This is a genomic window from Halolactibacillus miurensis (genome assembly GCF_900116255.1).
GTDB classification, from domain to species: domain Bacteria; phylum Bacillota; class Bacilli; order Bacillales; family Amphibacillaceae; genus Halolactibacillus; species Halolactibacillus miurensis.
The window spans coordinates 23,049-39,124 of record NZ_FPAI01000006.1; the positions used below are offsets into that span (position 1 = coordinate 23,049).

Consider the following 16,076-nt stretch of genomic DNA (forward strand, 5'->3'; position numbering starts at 1 on the left):
ATGACCTATTCACATACTTAACAGCATTCGTACGTTCGCCAATTAATGAGGCAATCATCTCATTGAATGATTGCCTACAGTTTTAACCGCACTTATCATACTTATACCCTATCTTTTAATAGACCAAGCCTGTTGTTGTCTATGAGATATCTTTGACTCATTTACCTCTCATCTCTGCTAGTATTTCATGGCATGATAACGAATACATAATGCGCGTGATAGGCTTTAGAATCCGTTTATACCCGAGATAACAAAGAAATTATAGCACCTTATTTTTAGAAAAGATAGCTAAATTTTTAATTGACATAATAATCATGCAGGGGTAATTTAAACCTTGTTATATCAACGGTTGGTTGAAAAGCGTCTGCTTTATTTACATACAAAAAGACAACGCAGATACAGCGGATAGTATCATGCGTTGCTATTTATATCATGAGTTAATTTTCGGCTATAAATGATTGCACTTGGTATGACCTCATCAACTGTCATCATTTTTAGTATGTTATTAATAAACTTCCTCTTCTTCTTTTGATGAACAACAACATTCCTTTTCAGCTTGGGGATTATATATACTAAATCCTCCACCCATCATGTCTTGTTCAAAATCAATCGTCGCACCACGCAATAAAGCCACATCTGATTTTTTAATAATAAACGGAATAGAATTAATCGTCTCTATATGATCGTTATCCGTCGTACGTGTATCAAATCCAAGTGTATATGATAAGCCGTTGCATAGACCATCTTTCACTCCAAAACGCACACGTGTCTGATTGTCTCTCTCACGTTGTAGCATTTCTTCAAATTGTCGTTTGGCTCGATCTGTAATCAGTAGCATGACATCCGTTCCTTTCTCTATATCCTACTACTTAGTATACTTAACTGATTAAAAATGTTCAATTAGTCTGTTTGAGGAACCATTCTAAACCATACATACTGATACTCCAGCTTTAGAATTAATGTTTACTATGATCAAAATAAATACCGGTCGTGATGGTCTCAGCTGCACCACGCATCCAGACTTTTCCGTCATGAGCCCATGTAATGGTTAAATCACCACCGGCTAAATGAACCGTTACTGGTTCATTGCGTTTGCTTTGTCCATTTAGCACACTAGCGACTGTTGCCGCACACGCACCCGTTCCGCACGCCTCTGTCACGCCAGAACCTCGCTCCCATACTCTAAAATGCATTTCTGTCTCACTAATGACTTCAATAAACTCAACGTTAACCCCTTCTGGGAAACGATTATCGTTCGTAATGACCGGTCCGAGTTCATAAAGCGGCGCTTGATTAATATCATCCACAAAGAAAATGACGTGCGGGTTACCCATCGATACCGCTGTTGCAAAAAGCGTCTCATTCTCAACCTCAAAACGTTCATTAACCACATGATTATCTTTCTCACCGAGCATGGGGATCAGCTGTCTTTCTAAAATAGGGGCCCCCATATCAATCGTCACCTCATTTACCTCTTTTTGATCTTTATTAAGGTGAACATATGCTTCTACCATCCCTGCTTTTGTTTCAATTGCAAACGTCTCATTTTGGACGAGTTGGTGTTCAAATGCATATTTTGCCACACATCGTAACCCATTGCCACACGTCTTTCCTTCTGAGCCATCTTTATTGAACATACGCATCCCAACATCTGCTTGATCAGATGGTGTAATTAAAATTAACCCATCTGATCCTATACCTGTATTTTTATTTGAGACTTTTATCGCAAGAGAGATTAACTCACTTTCAGCAAGTGTCTCTTCAAAAGTGTTTATATAAATATAGCTATTTCCTAAACCGTGCATCTTTGTATAATGAATTTCTTTCATTATTAAGTCCCCCTTATGTAACGCTCAAATTAAACAATAATATGTTCTAGTATAGCGGATATTAAGGTTAATATAAATCATTACGCACAACTTTTGTGCTATTGTTCTCAATATCTGATTTCTTATTTATCGCATTAAGGCGAGAAGACACCTTCCTCAAGTGCGTCAGCACTAGGTGGGTGATGAATCGCTTGTTTTGAATATTTTTGAAGTGACAAACTTATATTCCGTTTGGTATAATTAAAGCAATAACAATGACCATCACAAAACAAAGAGAGGGTGGGTTTCATGGGCATGAAGGCTATTTTTTCAAATCGCTTATATAAGCATAAGATCGACCCAAACCTTGTTATGTCCATGGATCACACCCTTCGGGTGTTTAATCAAGCCAAACATTTTCGCTATCAAGCGGAGGTCCGGGAGCTTAGGGGCGTGAAAGCGAAAAATTCCGTCTCCATCCATCAACAGTTGAAGCAACGTTACGGATTAAATGATTATTATGCGAACAGTGCTGTTCAAGAAGGACGGGCCCTTCTATCCGCGCAAAGAGAATTGAAGAACATGTACATGCGTAATAAAAAAGAACAAATCAACGCCGTTAAAAGAAAATTAAAAGCGACGAAGGCGCGCTTGACGACCCTTCAAAAGATAAAAGCCTCTTTTGTCAAAGGAACACCGATGTTTAATAAAACGTCACGTGAACAACAAAAAGGGGCCTTTTTTGTTGTGACATATAAGCATTCCACACGCTTATTTTACTGTGCTTATGATTTTGAACATCAACACCTTGATGTTGAAATCAAACACCTAAAGTCTCGCTTGGGTCAGTTGAACTTTAAGAAAGATCGATACGAAAAACAGCAGACACAACTGACAAATAAAGTGATTGGTGTGTGTTTTGGCAGTAAAAAACTCGCCCGCGGCCGGTTAACACAAAAGACGTATAACGCTCATCCTGAGCGTTGGCAGAAAGATTGGGCAGCGGCGCGTTACGGTAAGATGACCATTTCGGGACGGAAAGATGCTAAATCAGGTAACTTTGTGTTTCATTATCACCCAGAGACGCATACCCTTACCTTTAAAGCGATCGACCAATGCGTCATTAGTCTCTCTGACGTTGCTTTTCCTTATGGCCAAGATCATGTCAATTGTGCCATTCAGACACAAATGAACCTGAAAGATAAGAAAAAGTACGGAAAGCCTATTGGATGGTCACTTGAGGACCATGGTGACTACTACATCGTTAAATGCTTAATCGATGTGCCGGCTACACCTTATCTAAATACCTCAACATCAACGGGTATGGTTGGTGTTGATTTGAATGTAAATCATATCGCAGTCGCCAATATCAACGCCATAGGTCAATGTGTGGATGCCTTTACCCTCCCGTTTAACTTAGAGGGTAAAACCAGTGGGCAGGTAACGAAAATCATAGAAGCGGAGGTTATTGCCCTCGTTGACTATGCCGTTAAACATCATAAACCACTCGCCATCGAAAGATTGGATACGACGCGGTCCAAAGTGTCGCGCCCCTATGGAAACAAAAAAGCTAATCGACGAATGAGTCAGTTTGCTTATCAAAAGATGATCCTAGCGATTAAGTCAAGAGCTGAAAAAATGGGGGTCGCTGTCTACGTTGTTAACCCCGCTTATACAAGTCAAATTGGAAAAATGAAATATATGAAACGGCTCGGTGTATCTATTCACGTAGCAGCCACTTATGTCATTGCCCGTCGGGCAATGGGCTTTAAAGAAATACTCCCACCGATGTTGTATTCACTTGTTCCAGAGCAGAAACAAGGTCTACATCATTGGGCGCAATGGGCGTATTTGACGCGTACCCTGTCTTTTGTCAGAACACACGTGTTCTACCAGACAGAACGATTCGACCAAAGTAAGTTGTGTTCCTTGGACACACTATTTCCCCAACAGGCTTTAACAGATGTTGAGAAAATAGGTTTACGGCGGTTGGAGAGTAGAAAAAACCATGCTTAGTTGAACGAGCATGGGTCACCTTTGTGGTGTCCTTATGGAATCCCCTTCCTCAAACATTCGTTAGAATGTTAGGTGGGGGTAGTTCAATGAACCATACCAACTGCCTTTCACAGTGAAAATACTTCTTTTTCTAATGGGATAATGTTATACTAAACGAAGCAACAGAAAGGATGGTTGAACGATGGAACAACAAGTACAAACAGTATTAAATAAATTACGCCCTCTCCTTTTACGTGATGGTGGTGACGTTGAACTGATTGGTGTTGAGGACGGTATCGTCCGTTTAAAATTATTGGGTGCTTGTTATAACTGCCCGAGTTCAACAGTGACATTAAAAGCAGGCATTGAACAAGCTTTAATCGCACAAGTACCTGGTGTGAAAGGCATTGAACAAGTATTTGAATAATCAGCAATAAGGCTACCTCCCGGGTAGCCTTTTATATTGATGACACAAACGATAAAACATTAGTGACTATAAAAAAACCTCTCAAGGAGTCCATTGACTACAAATGAGAGGTTTTCTGTTAGTAACCATCAACAACGTCAATCCCATGATTAACTGGTTGTAAAATGAGCCATTCGTGTTCTGGCATAGCTTCACGCCACTCCTGAAGCTGTTTTTTCGCCATGGCTTCATCAACTAATACCATTAATGTAGGTCCTGCCCCACTAATGTACACACCATAGGCATGGTGACCGACTAATGCTTTCACAGCTTCATAATGAGGAATCAATGCCTTTCGGTGCGGCTCATGGAAATGATCCTGGTTCATCATTTGTCCAAGGAGCGCCCAATCTTCTTTAACAAGCGCAGCTGTCGAGACATTCGCCACACTACTTGCACGCACGGCATCGCTATAACTAAACGTGTCTGGCAGAACCGCCCTCGCATCCTTTGTTTTTAATTCAAAGTCTGGTATGACCGCAACAAAGCTGACATGTGACACATCCACTTTGACATATTGAACGATGTCTTCATAATGTCCGATGACCGCCCCACCAAGAATAGCTGGCGCAACATTATCCGGGTGCCCTTCAATTTCTGTTGCAATTTGCACCTTATCATGGTCACTCAAGTGTAAATCCAACAATAAATTCGCCAGTTCAATGCCACAGGCAATCGCCGTTGCACTACTACCTAATCCACGCGCAAGCGGAATATCACTAAACAGTTCCACATGACATGCCGGTAAGGCACCTTTATCATAGCGGTCAGCTACTTGTTTGGCTATTTTGTAAATATAGTTATCTTTCCCTTTCGGAATATCATGTAAGTGCTTGGAGTGGGATACAAATGCCCACTCATCCGATGCACTTACTTTAATAAATAAATATAAATCTAATGCTACGCCAATCGAATCAAATCCTGCGCCTAAATTAGCTGTTGTCGCCGGTACTTTGATTCGCCAACTCATGCGTGTTCACGACCAAGAATAGCTTTCACAACAGCCGCTTCATCGTTTTCAAGTACCATTGATGAAATATCACTATATTCAATCGCTGTGTTTGGATCTTTTAGTCCATTACCCGTTAAGACACACACAACTTGACTACCTGGTTCTACTTGGTTATTCTCCAACGCTTTAAATAGACCAGCGACAGATGAGTTAGAAGCAGGTTCAGCAAAGATACCTTCGTTCTTCGCCATCCACTGATACGCTTCAATCATTTGTTCGTCCGTGATCTCATCAATGACCCCATTGGACTCATCTCGCGCATTGACTGCTTGCTTCCAGCTTGCAGGGTTACCAATTCGGATGGCTGTTCCTATTGTTTCAGGATTTTCAAATACTCGGTCGTGGACAATCGCGGCTGCTCCGCTTGCTTCATAGCCCATCATCTTTGGTAGACCGGTTTGTTTTTTCTCATTATATTCTTTGAAGCCTTTCCAGTACGCTGTAATGTTACCTGCGTTACCTACTGGAATGAAAAGATAGTCTGGCGCTTTTCCAAGTGCATCACATACTTCAAAGGCCGCGGTCTTTTGCCCTTCAATTCGGTAAGGATTAACAGAGTTCACGAGGGTAATATCATCACGATCACCTAATTTACGTACGATTCTAAGCGCATCATCAAAGTTACCTTTAATCGAATAAATCTCAGCGCCATACATAACCGCTTGTGCCATTTTACCTTGAGCAATCTTTCCTTCAGGAATAACGATAATTGAACGCAACCCAGCCTTGGCGGCATAAGCAGATGCTGCTGCTGACGTGTTCCCTGTTGACGCACAGATGACTGTATGTGAGCCGTCTTCAATCGCTTTAGCCATCGCCATCACCATCCCACGGTCTTTAAATGACCCTGTTGGGTTGGCTCCTTCAATCTTTGCATAGGCTTCAACACCATATTTTTTTGATAAGTTGTCTAATTTGACTAATGGCGTATTGCCTTCGTTTAGAGTTAACATCGGTGTTTTATCATTGACAGGTAATAAATCCTTATATTCTTGTAATAATCCTTGCCACGCCATGTTCTATTCCTCCCCATCGACTCGATAATGACTAATAATGCGGTCGACTACAGTTATTTTTTCTAGAGCTTGTAAACTTTTTTCAAGTTGTGCCTTATTAATTTTGTGTGTAATCATGACAATTTCTGCTTTTTGATCTGTTTCGATTGGTAATTGTAAGATTTTTTGGAAGCTGACATGATGATCCGTGAAAATATTCGTGATTTCTTGAAAAGCTCCCGCCTGGTCTTCTACTTCTAAGCGAATAAAATGTTTCGAATATTTTTCTTCAGACGCTTTAATTTGTCGTTTGAATTGTGGCTCTTGATAAGCATTCCCACTAATACCTAGACGAATATTACGAATGATTTCCATTAAGTCTGATACAACCGCTGTAGCCGTCGGCAAACTACCAGCACCAGGACCATAAAACATCGTCTCACCTACCGCATCACCGTAAACATAAACCGCATTAAATTCATTTTTGACATTCGCTAGCGGGTGGTCTTTTGGCAAGAGCGTTGGTTCTACCATCACTTCTACTTTTTGGTCATGCATAGCCGCAATACCAATCAACTTAATCGTATAGCCTAAGCTATGCGCAAAATTGATATCATCCTGAGTAACTGCCGTAATACCTTTTACTTCTACATCATCAAGATTCACTTCCATCTTAAATGCTAAGTTTGCGAGTAACGTCATTTTACGAGCAGCGTCTAAACCCTCGACATCAGATGTTGGGTCAGCTTCCGCAAAACCTAATCGTTGCGCTTCTTTTAACACATCATCAAAAGGTAGTCCTTCATCTGTCATCTTGGTCATAATAAAGTTCGTCGTACCATTGACAATGCCCATCACTTTTTCAATGTGATCACTTGCTAACCCGTCCACAAGTGTTCTTACGATTGGAATCCCTCCAGCAATACTGGCATCAAATAAAATATCACAGTGATTCTCACGTGCCAGTTGTAATAATTCCCGCCCGTGTAAGGCCATTAAGTCTTTATTGGCGGTGACGATATGTTTTTTATTCTTTAGTGCCTCTTCTAATAATTCTTTCGTACCATTCACACCACCCATGACTTCAACAATAACATCGATATCATCGTCTTGTACAAGTTCATCAGGTTGATCTGTCAACCACTTACGGTCAATGATTACATCTCGCTCTTTATTTACATCATTCACCAAAATTTTACTAATCTCTACTTCGCACCCTAACTTATGTATGATGCGTTCCTTATGATCAGCCAAAACACGGACGACACCCGTACCTACAGTACCCAGTCCGCATAAGCCTACTTTTATCTTATCCATTTAATTGCCCCCTTTGATTTATTGTATTCTCTAAGTGTACATTTGTTTATTTATAGTGGACATTATACCGTGTGAGCCACTGAACTTCAAGTGTTAAATTCACATAAATTTCAGAAAATAAAAACTAACGAAAAATTTAAAAAATACGAACTAGTGATAGTGTATCATATTTTTCTGACTTTTTGCCGTTTAATTCTAATTTATTTAGGGTATACTTATTAAGTACTTTAAAAAGATTGGATGGGATATTATGGATAAAAATAACTTACAAACAGCTTTAGAAACAAAAGCACGTGAGTGGCTGATTGAGCGCGGGGTCGAACTTAACGATATCGCTGAACTTGTTTATTACTTGCAATCGCCTTACCACGATGAGTTGACAATGGATAAATGTTTAGAAAACGTCGATGCCGTCTTAGGTAAACGCGAAGTCCAAAACGCGATTATTACCGGTATTCAACTTGATATTCTCGCAGAAGAAAAAAAGCTTACTGAGCCATTACAAGAAACCATCATTACCGATGAAGGACTTTACGGTGTTGATGAAATCATCGCGCTCTCAATCGTAAACGTTTATGGGTCAATTGGCTTAACTAACTTCGGTTATATCGACAAACAAAAACCCGGCATTTTAAAAGAGTTAAACGATAAATCCGGTGATAAATGTCACACGTTCTTAGATGATATTGTCGGTGCGATTGCGGCCGCGGCATCAAGTCGTCTTGCTCACGGTAAAAACGAGAAAGAACTTGACTAATACAAAAAAGCGTTCCTAATTAAGGAGCGCTTTTTTCATATGCTTCATCAGTCTTTATTGCTTCTTTTACTCAAAACTTGTCCATTAATTATCAATCTTTTGTACAATAAAATAGGCACAACCAAAATTACAATACTCCAACAAATAATCATTAATGGTACTTGCTCTTGTATCGAACGTTGATTTATTGTTTTGATCATCATAAAAGCCTTTTAAACGTAGTTGATCATATCCCCAATCGCCAACGATGAAATCATATTTCCCTAAAATATCACTGTATCTCGCTTTAAAAGCTTCTTCGTTAAAGCCATCACGGTAATCTTCAACGACATCGTAATTTTTCCCATCTACTTGAAACATACTAAACCCTCACTTTATGTCACTCCACTTTTTCTCATTCTATCATAAACTTATTGAGTGAGTCATCCTGTTTTCTAGAATCCCTCAAATGAATGTTAGAAAAAACAGCAGGGATCATGAGAGATCCCTGCTGTTTGTGATTGAGTTATCGATTTTGACGGGCTACTTTTACTGCGTAACCAACACTGACAAGGAAGCCGCCCCATATAATAACCATACCTAACGTCATCATAATAATTGCTGACAAGCTCATATTAGACATCCTCCTTTGGCCATTTTTTTAACGTAAATAGAATACCGATAATTATTACGGCTAAAGCAATTGCCCAACCATATGTGATCAGGAACATTGTTGGATAGCCTTCATAGTTCTCGGCAAAGTCTGTTCTAAAGTTTTGAATCATCATAAACCCTAAAACAACCGGTGTAATGACCGATAGTGAGAAAGACCACCAAGCGCCAATTTTAATATCAGAGACGTTATTAGCATGATCTTTTAATGGTTTAAGCTGACGTAAGAACCAAACGACAACGACGACTTCTACGAGACCAACAAGCGCGACACCGTAGTTGTTAATAAAGTAATCCACAGTATCCAGTAGGAATAAACCACCTTGATTAGCATAGGCAAATGATACAAGGGCTGAGAGGCCAACACCGACAGAAACAGCTGTATGACGTTTGATACTAAATTTCTCTTGCAGCGCGGCGATATATGTCTCAGAAATAGAGACCATCGATGACAGACCCGCTAACACTAGTGAACCAAAGAATAACACACCAAAGAATGAAGAAGCTGGCATTTGACTAATAATTCTTGGGAAAACCATGAAAGCAAGTCCAATGCCGCCCTCAACAACTTCTGATACGGGCTGACCTTGTTGTGCTGCCATAAAACCAAGCGCTGAGAAAACACCGATTCCTGCTAAAAGCTCAAAACTTGAATTGGCAAACCCTGTAATAAAGGCATTATTCGTAATATCCGAGTCTTTTGGTAGATAAGATGAAAATGTAATCATAATCGCAAAAGCAATCGACAAACTATAGAAAATTTGACCATAAGCCGCAATCCATACCGATCCATCAAAGATCGTATCCCAGTTCGGTTCAAAGAACGTGTTTAGTCCTTCGGCCGCACCAGGTAAGGTCACCGCACGAATAACAATTAAGAAGAAACTCACCATTAATAAGGGAATAAAGATTTTATTCGCGACTTCAATCCCTTTTTTAACCCCGCGATAAAGTATCGCAAAAACAACGGTCCAAATAAGTAATAGCGGAATCACAACATTCGGTACAAATGAACCGAACTCTCCCGGTTCTGAAATGGATAAGAAGTCATTTAAGAAGAAACTTTGAGGGTCTGCCCCCCATGCTTCTGTAAATGAAAAGTAAGTAAACATAAGAGCCCAAGCGACAATAATCGGATAGTACGTATTAATAACAAAAGAAATACCGACTTGCCACCAACCAATCCATTCTGCCTTCTTATTAAACTTTTTAAAGGCACGTGGTGCCGAACTACGATATTTATGTCCAATTGTGTATTCCATAATGAGCAGCGGAATACCGGCTGTTAGTAAGGCGAATAAGTACGGGATGAAGAATGCCCCACCCCCGTTTGAGTAAGCTGTTGCGGGAAAGCGCCAAATATTCCCGAGACCAATTGCCGACCCCATCGCCGCCAGGAGAAAACCTAAGCGCGTTCCCCATTGTGAACGTTTTTCCATTTTAATTACTTCCCTTCTCTTTATGAATAAAATGAATTTTCTGATTATTATAAGCTAAATGAAAATATAGTACAACCTAAGAAAACGATTCGATTTTATTCTTGTAATATTTATTTTTTTCTGACATTTTAAAATTATAGCGATTCCAACGCTACATGTCAAAGGTTTTTTCGACAATTGTCCAATGTTGTCGTTTACATTTAAAAAAGACTAAAATAATAACCAGTCAGCTATCAGACTTTTCCAAATAGCTGGCTGGTTATTTTATAGATAGTTATTTGTTATGTTTCATCCAATACATAATGACAACAACAAGACTCACCACAATTAAACTCACCACGAGTGATAACCAAATCATTTGCGTCATCGCAAAAACCGTGTAACCAACGATTGAACTAAACCCACCAATAAAGGCATACGGCAATTGCGTTAATACGTGATCGATATGATTAGCACCAGCACCTGTTGATGATAGAATGGTCGTGTCTGAAATCGGTGAACAGTGATCACCAAATACAGAGCCCGCAAGTACCGCCGACATGGCTGGTAATACAAGATTTGTATCTACTGTCATCGCAATCTGTGCCGCGATCGGCAACATAATACCAAAAGTTCCCCAACTCGTCCCAGTTGAGAGGGCCATAAAGCCAGCAAACACAAAAATGATGAGTGGTAGATAATGAATATCAAATGACATCGCTTCTACTACATCAGCTAAATACTTCCCTGTTTCAAGGGTACCGATAATATCACCAATCATCCAAGCAAGGACAAGAATATATATCGCCGGTAACATCGATTGAATCCCTTGTTTTAATACTTCTAGACCATTTGCTTTTGGATGGGATTGCGCTGCGAATAATAGAAAGCCAACAATCACACTCATGAGTCCGCCTAAAAAGAGCGATAAGTTAACGTTTGTTGAGGCAAAGATATCTAATAATGACGCCCCTGCTCCCACTTCTCTCCAGCCAGTGTACACCATTAAACCCACTGTTGTTAAAACAAGGGTCACGATCGGAATAATTAAGTGATACATTCTTCCTTCGTCATGCGGTTCAACATCTTCGGTTAACTCACCCGCAATATCTCCGCGTTCTGGGTCAAATAATTGTTGGTCTTTCATGGCGCGTTTTTCATGCACACGCATCGCCCCGACGTTTAAGTTAAAAGCCGCTACCATAAACACTAAAAGAAGCGAACTAAACGCGTACATGTTGAGTGGAATCATTCGGATGAATCCTTCAAAAGCGCCGTAATCAGTGAAGGATGTACTCGCGAAGATCCCTCCCATTGTACCAATGATATAGGCCCCCCAACTTGAAATCGGTGAGATGACTGTAATCGGTGCTGACGTTGAGTCAATGATATAAGCAAGCTTAGCGCGCGAGACGTGATAACGGTCCGTCACAGGTCTTGCGACTTGACCAACAGCTAACGCATTGAAATAATCATCAATAAAGATAATCACCCCTAAAAAGGCGGCCATTAATTGAGACCCTCGACGTGTTTTCACATGTTTTGTCGCATAACGACCAAACGCACGACTACCGCCAGTGGCTGTTAAAATGGCCGTTAAAATACCAAGTAAAAATAAGAAGGCCAATAAATAAATACTTCCTAAGTCTAAGCCATCTTCATTTGTATAAAAGATATTTAAAAAGACCGTCCAAACTTCTACAACAGTGTCGACAATATTAAAGTCTTGAAGCATAAAAGCTCCAACAATAATACCTGTTCCTAATGATAAATAAATCTTCCTCGTACTCATCACAAGCACAAGCATTAATACCGCTGGTATTAACGAATAAATTGTTCCTTCCATAACTTCCTCCTAAGATTTTATACACTTATCTACTGTTATAAAAAACCAAAAAAGCAGCAGAAAATAGATCATAACCTATTTCTGCTGCTGACATTAAAGTTAGCGCTTATGTTATCATCCGGTCGATCAACAGCCCATCACGCAAAAGACATGACAGTATAACACTTTTTCAGTCTTATACCAGCAAGTAACAGTTGTCAGCCATTACTCACTTCGGCAACTTAACCCTTTCTACTCCCTTCAAAGCTGACAGCTCAGGAAATATACTGATTTTAAATTGCGCCTCTATCTCATCGATCTGATAAGGTATATTATTTTTTCCTTTCATATCTTAACAAGAAATACGCACCAATGCAAGTATTCATTTACTTTACTCCGCCCCATCCAACATACCAGGATAATAATACATATCGGGTACATCACCAATAAATCCACCACTCCCAAGCGGTATGACTTGTTTTAACGTTGCTTTCCTAGAAGCAAATGGCACCAAGGTACGAATCTCAACGGTTAAATGCACAACCGGTTCAATATGCATACTGTTGATCTGTAAGGGGGTTAATTTCGTTTCAAGTTCCGCATTCACAAAACCTGTCACTTCAAGTTCTATCGGGATTTTTGGTCCGAGATTTTGAAATAACGGCAAATCTAACGCCTGACCTAGAGGAATCGTAAACACTGTTTCATCTTTTCTTTGGTCCAAATCACTAAATGTTTGTTCACGTCGTTGATCTGTCATTAAAATGTCTGATTGATTTAGAATAATGCCTTGTTCTAAATATTTCAAGTACAGATCAACCCGTTCATACATATGGCTTTTTAATTGGTTTTCTAATTGAAGATTAATGTTGTAACTAACAACGCGGCCTGTTTGATCGTATTGAAATTCAAGTAAGTCATCTGAGGATAAATCTTCGTAAATCGTATGGTGAACAGCTAAACTCATCGCTTCATTTACATATTGCGTAATTTTCGTTTCGGCAATATCTAATATTAGTGGGCGTAATTTGTAGTTAATATAAATTAAGGAGATAAGCGTGACAATGATGAATAATATACACGTAAATAAAAAAGACCGGTACCATCTTTTATATTTAAAATACATAAAAACCCCCTCCTAACATGAGTCTATGTTAAGAAAAGGGGGGATCATGACATTTTATAGCCTGTAACGGTCACATTATTTTCTGTCGCTAAATCTAAGTCATAAGGCGTCACGACTTGATTGTTTTCACTAAAGACGCGGACAACAGGGCGGTTGTATAATTTATGATTTTGTCTGACAACAATGGCGCGGCGATTGTCACTTAACTCAATCGTTACACCGTTTGGATAAACGGCAATCGTGTCTCTAAATAAGCGCACCATTTCCGGTTCAAATAGCGTCCCGCTTCCTGCAAACAAGATATCGAGTCCTTCTTGTGGTAACATCGCATCACGATAAACACGGTGACTCGTCACGGCATCAAATACATCCGCAACACCAAGAACTTTACCAAACAAATGAATCTCATCACCAACAAGACCACGCGGGTAACCTGAGCCGTCCATTCGTTCATGGTGCTGATAAGCACAATGTGCCACAAGTAACGGTAAATCTGATGATGAACGTAAAAATTCAAATCCTAGCTCGGGGTGTGTTTTAATTAAATCGAACTCAAAATCATTTAATTTACCGGCTTTTTTCAAGATTTCTTCTGGTAAAAACACTTTCCCTACGTCGTGAAGCATGGCGCCAAGACCGAGCTGACGTATTTGTTTTTGCGTCATCTTCATCTCACTCGCCAGCGCCACAGCATACATCGTCACGTTGACCGAGTGTGAAAATAAATAATCATCACTAATAAAGATATCTGACATAATCGATAACACTTCTTGGTCACGTTGAATTTGCGTAATGATTGTATCGACTAATTCGGTCATATTTTCATTGACTTTACTAAATAAAAACCCTTTATCTTTAAAGCCATTATTCTTAAATGAATTAAAGACCGATTTCACCGTTTGCATCGATTCAATTTTCACTTCTTCTGATACAGGTGAGTGGATAATAATATCATCTGAGATAGCATCTTTCACATAGACAAAGGTGACACCTAAGTGTAACAAGCGGTTAATCATCGCTTTCGTTAATTTAATATCTTTTTGAATGAGGACTTGTCCCCGATCATTGTAAATCGGTTTCGCTAATTCACTGCCTTCCTCTAAGCTCTTTGCTGCAATTAATCTCATGTCTTTTCCCAACTTTTTCGTCTATAGTCTTTCTCTAAGAAAATCCTAACAGAAAACGCGACTTTTTTCTACCCATTTCACAGACATTATAGACAACTTTACGCGGTTTCGAGTGATATTTTTAACAAATCGCGCATGAATTCGGGCATAAAATACGTTTTTTTGCTGGCATGCGCGATATTTGGTGCCAAATGACCGAAAGTAAACATATCTGCGGTTGCTAACGTGTAGGTTTCATTAGGGTCAAGAAGCTTTTGATTGATGCTAATACTTCTAATGAGTGGTTCATGACAATCTACTTCTTTTAATTCAATTTCTAAACCATCATAAACTAACACTCCCATCACTTTCCCCCTAAAACCATAACCGACAACAGGATAATGAATATAACGATCCGTTAACCCTTCCCGAATGACTTCTTGAAGTTCACGACCAGTCATTTCAACAACCGCTGGATTAATCGGATGTGGACAAATACGGTGGAGATCGTGTAGCGTAACGTCCCCTTTCGGTAACGACTCGAGAATAATTCCCGCATTTAACATCGCAATATCTGCCCCGGTCCATGATTTTAAAGTCTCTGTCAGTGATTGAATGATTGGCGTTTCTTTAAACCAATCCACTTCTAACGGTGCTGGTAATGTACACACGACATCACTCATAGTACGACTCGCTTGCTCCCCTAATGTATCAAGTAGCGTTTCTGTCGCTGGATCTGCCTTTAATGTGTCGATAGATAGTGCATATGCCGTCTTTTCTATGACAGCTCGCTTGTCAGTGTCATACGTGAGGCTGGCTTGTCCGACATAATGACCAAATTTACCGACAGCACTTAAGATACTGTTATTGATGTGTTTACCCTCTTTAAATAAATGATGGGTATGGCCGCCAATAATGAGATCGACTTCATCAAAGTATTTTGCGATCAATTCATCTTGGTCCACGCATAAATGAGACAAGACGATAATGCTGTCAACCTGGGGTGTTAGTTCTGTCAGTGTAAGTTTTAACTGTTTTAAAGGATCTAGCGCATCCCAACCCATTGGGTGATAAAAATGATTAAATGGGGCTGTTAAACCGACGATGCCTACTTTAAAATTTGGTGTAACGTCTTTAATCACGTAGCGCTTTAACCAAGCAGGATTATCGCCATCTTGGCTCACAACGTTCGCACACACAACGGAAAAGTTAGCGTCGTCATACAGATGATAAAACTCATCACGATCAAGGGTAATGCCTTCATTGTTACCAAAGGTCACGACATCATATTTGGCTTCATTTAATAATGTGACATTACTCAGTCCTTTAGATGCTTCTGAAATTGGCTGCACCCGGTCTAAATGGTCGCCATTATCGAGAATTAAGTAGGGTTCTTGTTTTCTTTTATGTTGGTGTATTTTCTCTTTTAAGAAGTGGACAATTTTAGGCCAGTTTTCAAAATGACTATGTAAGTCACTCGTATAATATATATGTAATGTTTCCTTCATGTTTAAACCATCCCTCACATTCGGTACTTCTATCTTTTGTCGAGTCGTTACTCACGTCATTTATATTTTTATGCATCTCTATTCATAGTATA

General features: G+C 39.7%; 15 protein-coding genes and 1 riboswitch. Of the genes, 3 read left to right on the forward strand and 12 right to left on the reverse strand.

All coding sequences use genetic code 11. The annotated features are described in order from the left end of the window. Nucleotides 1-505: 505 nt before the first annotated feature. Together BM390_RS05455 and dapF are read right to left on the reverse strand one after the other, a co-directional pair. On the reverse strand, nucleotides 506-838 hold the full coding sequence (locus BM390_RS05455; RefSeq protein WP_062323163.1) for a HesB/IscA family protein: 333 nt from the start codon (nucleotides 836-838) through the stop codon (nucleotides 506-508). Nucleotides 839-956: 118 nt separating this feature from the next. Further along, on the reverse strand, nucleotides 957-1,829 hold the full coding sequence (gene dapF / locus BM390_RS05460; RefSeq protein ID WP_089853242.1) for a diaminopimelate epimerase: 873 nt from the start codon (nucleotides 1,827-1,829) through the stop codon (nucleotides 957-959). Nucleotides 1,830-2,117: 288 nt separating this feature from the next. Between dapF and BM390_RS15390 the strand changes: the two genes are divergently transcribed. Beyond that, nucleotides 2,118-3,824, forward strand: coding sequence for an IS200/IS605 family accessory protein TnpB-related protein (locus BM390_RS15390; protein WP_177220636.1), 1,707 nt, complete (start codon nucleotides 2,118-2,120; stop codon nucleotides 3,822-3,824). A gap of 181 nt (nucleotides 3,825-4,005) precedes the next feature. Then, the gene (locus BM390_RS05470; RefSeq protein WP_062321943.1) at nucleotides 4,006-4,230 is read left to right on the forward strand and encodes a NifU family protein; all 225 of its coding nucleotides are present in this window, start codon (nucleotides 4,006-4,008) and stop codon (nucleotides 4,228-4,230) included. 118 nt (nucleotides 4,231-4,348) lie between these two features. Here BM390_RS05470 and thrB read toward each other — a convergent pair whose 3' ends face one another. Genes thrB through BM390_RS05485 form a run of 3 tightly spaced genes read right to left on the reverse strand, consistent with a single transcriptional unit; the run spans nucleotide 4,349 to nucleotide 7,593 of the window. Beyond that, nucleotides 4,349-5,239: a homoserine kinase gene (gene thrB / locus BM390_RS05475; RefSeq protein ID WP_089853245.1), complete on the reverse strand. Its 891-nt coding sequence runs from the start codon at nucleotides 5,237-5,239 to the stop codon at nucleotides 4,349-4,351. Then, a complete protein-coding gene (gene thrC, locus BM390_RS05480) occupies nucleotides 5,236-6,297 on the reverse strand; it encodes a threonine synthase (protein WP_062321941.1) in 1,062 nt (353 codons plus the stop codon). The genes thrB and thrC overlap by 4 nt, the downstream gene beginning before the upstream one ends. Nucleotides 6,298-6,300: 3 nt before the next feature. Continuing rightward, on the reverse strand, nucleotides 6,301-7,593 hold the full coding sequence (locus tag BM390_RS05485) for a homoserine dehydrogenase (RefSeq protein WP_089853248.1): 1,293 nt from the start codon (nucleotides 7,591-7,593) through the stop codon (nucleotides 6,301-6,303). A gap of 250 nt (nucleotides 7,594-7,843) precedes the next feature. Between BM390_RS05485 and BM390_RS05490 the strand changes: the two genes are divergently transcribed. Then, nucleotides 7,844-8,350, forward strand: a complete 507-nt coding sequence (locus BM390_RS05490; protein ID WP_089853252.1) for a phosphatidylglycerophosphatase A family protein — start codon at nucleotides 7,844-7,846, stop codon at nucleotides 8,348-8,350. A gap of 84 nt (nucleotides 8,351-8,434) precedes the next feature. Here BM390_RS05490 and BM390_RS05495 read toward each other — a convergent pair whose 3' ends face one another. The 7 genes from BM390_RS05495 to BM390_RS05520 form a co-directional block, all read right to left on the reverse strand. Beyond that, nucleotides 8,435-8,710, reverse strand: a complete 276-nt coding sequence (locus tag BM390_RS05495) for a YutD family protein (protein WP_062321939.1) — start codon at nucleotides 8,708-8,710, stop codon at nucleotides 8,435-8,437. A 145-nt stretch (nucleotides 8,711-8,855) separates the two neighbouring features. Continuing rightward, on the reverse strand, nucleotides 8,856-8,963 hold the full coding sequence (locus BM390_RS15230) for a methionine/alanine import family NSS transporter small subunit (RefSeq protein WP_143103140.1): 108 nt from the start codon (nucleotides 8,961-8,963) through the stop codon (nucleotides 8,856-8,858). A 1-nt stretch (nucleotide 8,964) separates the two neighbouring features. After that, nucleotides 8,965-10,440: a sodium-dependent transporter gene (locus tag BM390_RS05500; RefSeq protein ID WP_089853255.1), complete on the reverse strand. Its 1,476-nt coding sequence runs from the start codon at nucleotides 10,438-10,440 to the stop codon at nucleotides 8,965-8,967. A 274-nt stretch (nucleotides 10,441-10,714) separates the two neighbouring features. Beyond that, entirely contained in the window at nucleotides 10,715-12,265 is a 1,551-nt protein-coding gene (locus BM390_RS05505) for a Na+/H+ antiporter NhaC family protein (protein WP_089853258.1), read from the reverse strand. 122 nt (nucleotides 12,266-12,387) lie between these two features. Then, nucleotides 12,388-12,561: riboswitch (Lysine riboswitch) on the reverse strand. A 74-nt stretch (nucleotides 12,562-12,635) separates the two neighbouring features. Further along, the gene (gene yunB, locus BM390_RS05510) at nucleotides 12,636-13,370 is read right to left on the reverse strand and encodes a sporulation protein YunB (protein WP_062321937.1); all 735 of its coding nucleotides are present in this window, start codon (nucleotides 13,368-13,370) and stop codon (nucleotides 12,636-12,638) included. A gap of 44 nt (nucleotides 13,371-13,414) precedes the next feature. Next, complete coding sequence (locus tag BM390_RS05515; RefSeq protein WP_062321935.1) at nucleotides 13,415-14,497, reverse strand: HD-GYP domain-containing protein; 1,083 nt, start codon at nucleotides 14,495-14,497, stop codon at nucleotides 13,415-13,417. Between the two features lie 98 nt (nucleotides 14,498-14,595). Beyond that, nucleotides 14,596-15,984, reverse strand: coding sequence for a bifunctional metallophosphatase/5'-nucleotidase (locus tag BM390_RS05520; protein WP_089853262.1), 1,389 nt, complete (start codon nucleotides 15,982-15,984; stop codon nucleotides 14,596-14,598). Between the last annotated feature and the right edge of the window lie 92 nt (nucleotides 15,985-16,076).

What these genes read in the sequence shown, in the direction of transcription:
- BM390_RS05470 (WP_062321943.1), top strand. Translation starts at nt 4,006, where the DNA reads ATGGAACAACAAGTACAAACAGTATTAAATAAATTACGCCCTCTCCTT.
- BM390_RS05505 (WP_089853258.1), bottom strand. Translation starts at nt 12,265, where the DNA reads ATGGAAGGAACAATTTATTCGTTAATACCAGCGGTATTAATGCTTGTG.
- yunB (WP_062321937.1), bottom strand. Translation starts at nt 13,370, where the DNA reads ATGTATTTTAAATATAAAAGATGGTACCGGTCTTTTTTATTTACGTGT.
- BM390_RS15230 (WP_143103140.1), bottom strand. Translation starts at nt 8,963, where the DNA reads ATGAGCTTGTCAGCAATTATTATGATGACGTTAGGTATGGTTATTATA.
- BM390_RS15390 (WP_177220636.1), top strand. Translation starts at nt 2,118, where the DNA reads ATGGGCATGAAGGCTATTTTTTCAAATCGCTTATATAAGCATAAGATC.
- BM390_RS05455 (WP_062323163.1), bottom strand. Translation starts at nt 838, where the DNA reads ATGCTACTGATTACAGATCGAGCCAAACGACAATTTGAAGAAATGCTA.
- BM390_RS05490 (WP_089853252.1), top strand. Translation starts at nt 7,844, where the DNA reads ATGGATAAAAATAACTTACAAACAGCTTTAGAAACAAAAGCACGTGAG.
- BM390_RS05500 (WP_089853255.1), bottom strand. Translation starts at nt 10,440, where the DNA reads ATGGAAAAACGTTCACAATGGGGAACGCGCTTAGGTTTTCTCCTGGCG.
- dapF (WP_089853242.1), bottom strand. Translation starts at nt 1,829, where the DNA reads ATGAAAGAAATTCATTATACAAAGATGCACGGTTTAGGAAATAGCTAT.
- BM390_RS05515 (WP_062321935.1), bottom strand. Translation starts at nt 14,497, where the DNA reads ATGAGATTAATTGCAGCAAAGAGCTTAGAGGAAGGCAGTGAATTAGCG.
- BM390_RS05485 (WP_089853248.1), bottom strand. Translation starts at nt 7,593, where the DNA reads ATGGATAAGATAAAAGTAGGCTTATGCGGACTGGGTACTGTAGGTACG.
- BM390_RS05495 (WP_062321939.1), bottom strand. Translation starts at nt 8,710, where the DNA reads ATGTTTCAAGTAGATGGGAAAAATTACGATGTCGTTGAAGATTACCGT.
- thrC (WP_062321941.1), bottom strand. Translation starts at nt 6,297, where the DNA reads ATGGCGTGGCAAGGATTATTACAAGAATATAAGGATTTATTACCTGTC.
- BM390_RS05520 (WP_089853262.1), bottom strand. Translation starts at nt 15,984, where the DNA reads ATGAAGGAAACATTACATATATATTATACGAGTGACTTACATAGTCAT.
- thrB (WP_089853245.1), bottom strand. Translation starts at nt 5,239, where the DNA reads ATGAGTTGGCGAATCAAAGTACCGGCGACAACAGCTAATTTAGGCGCA.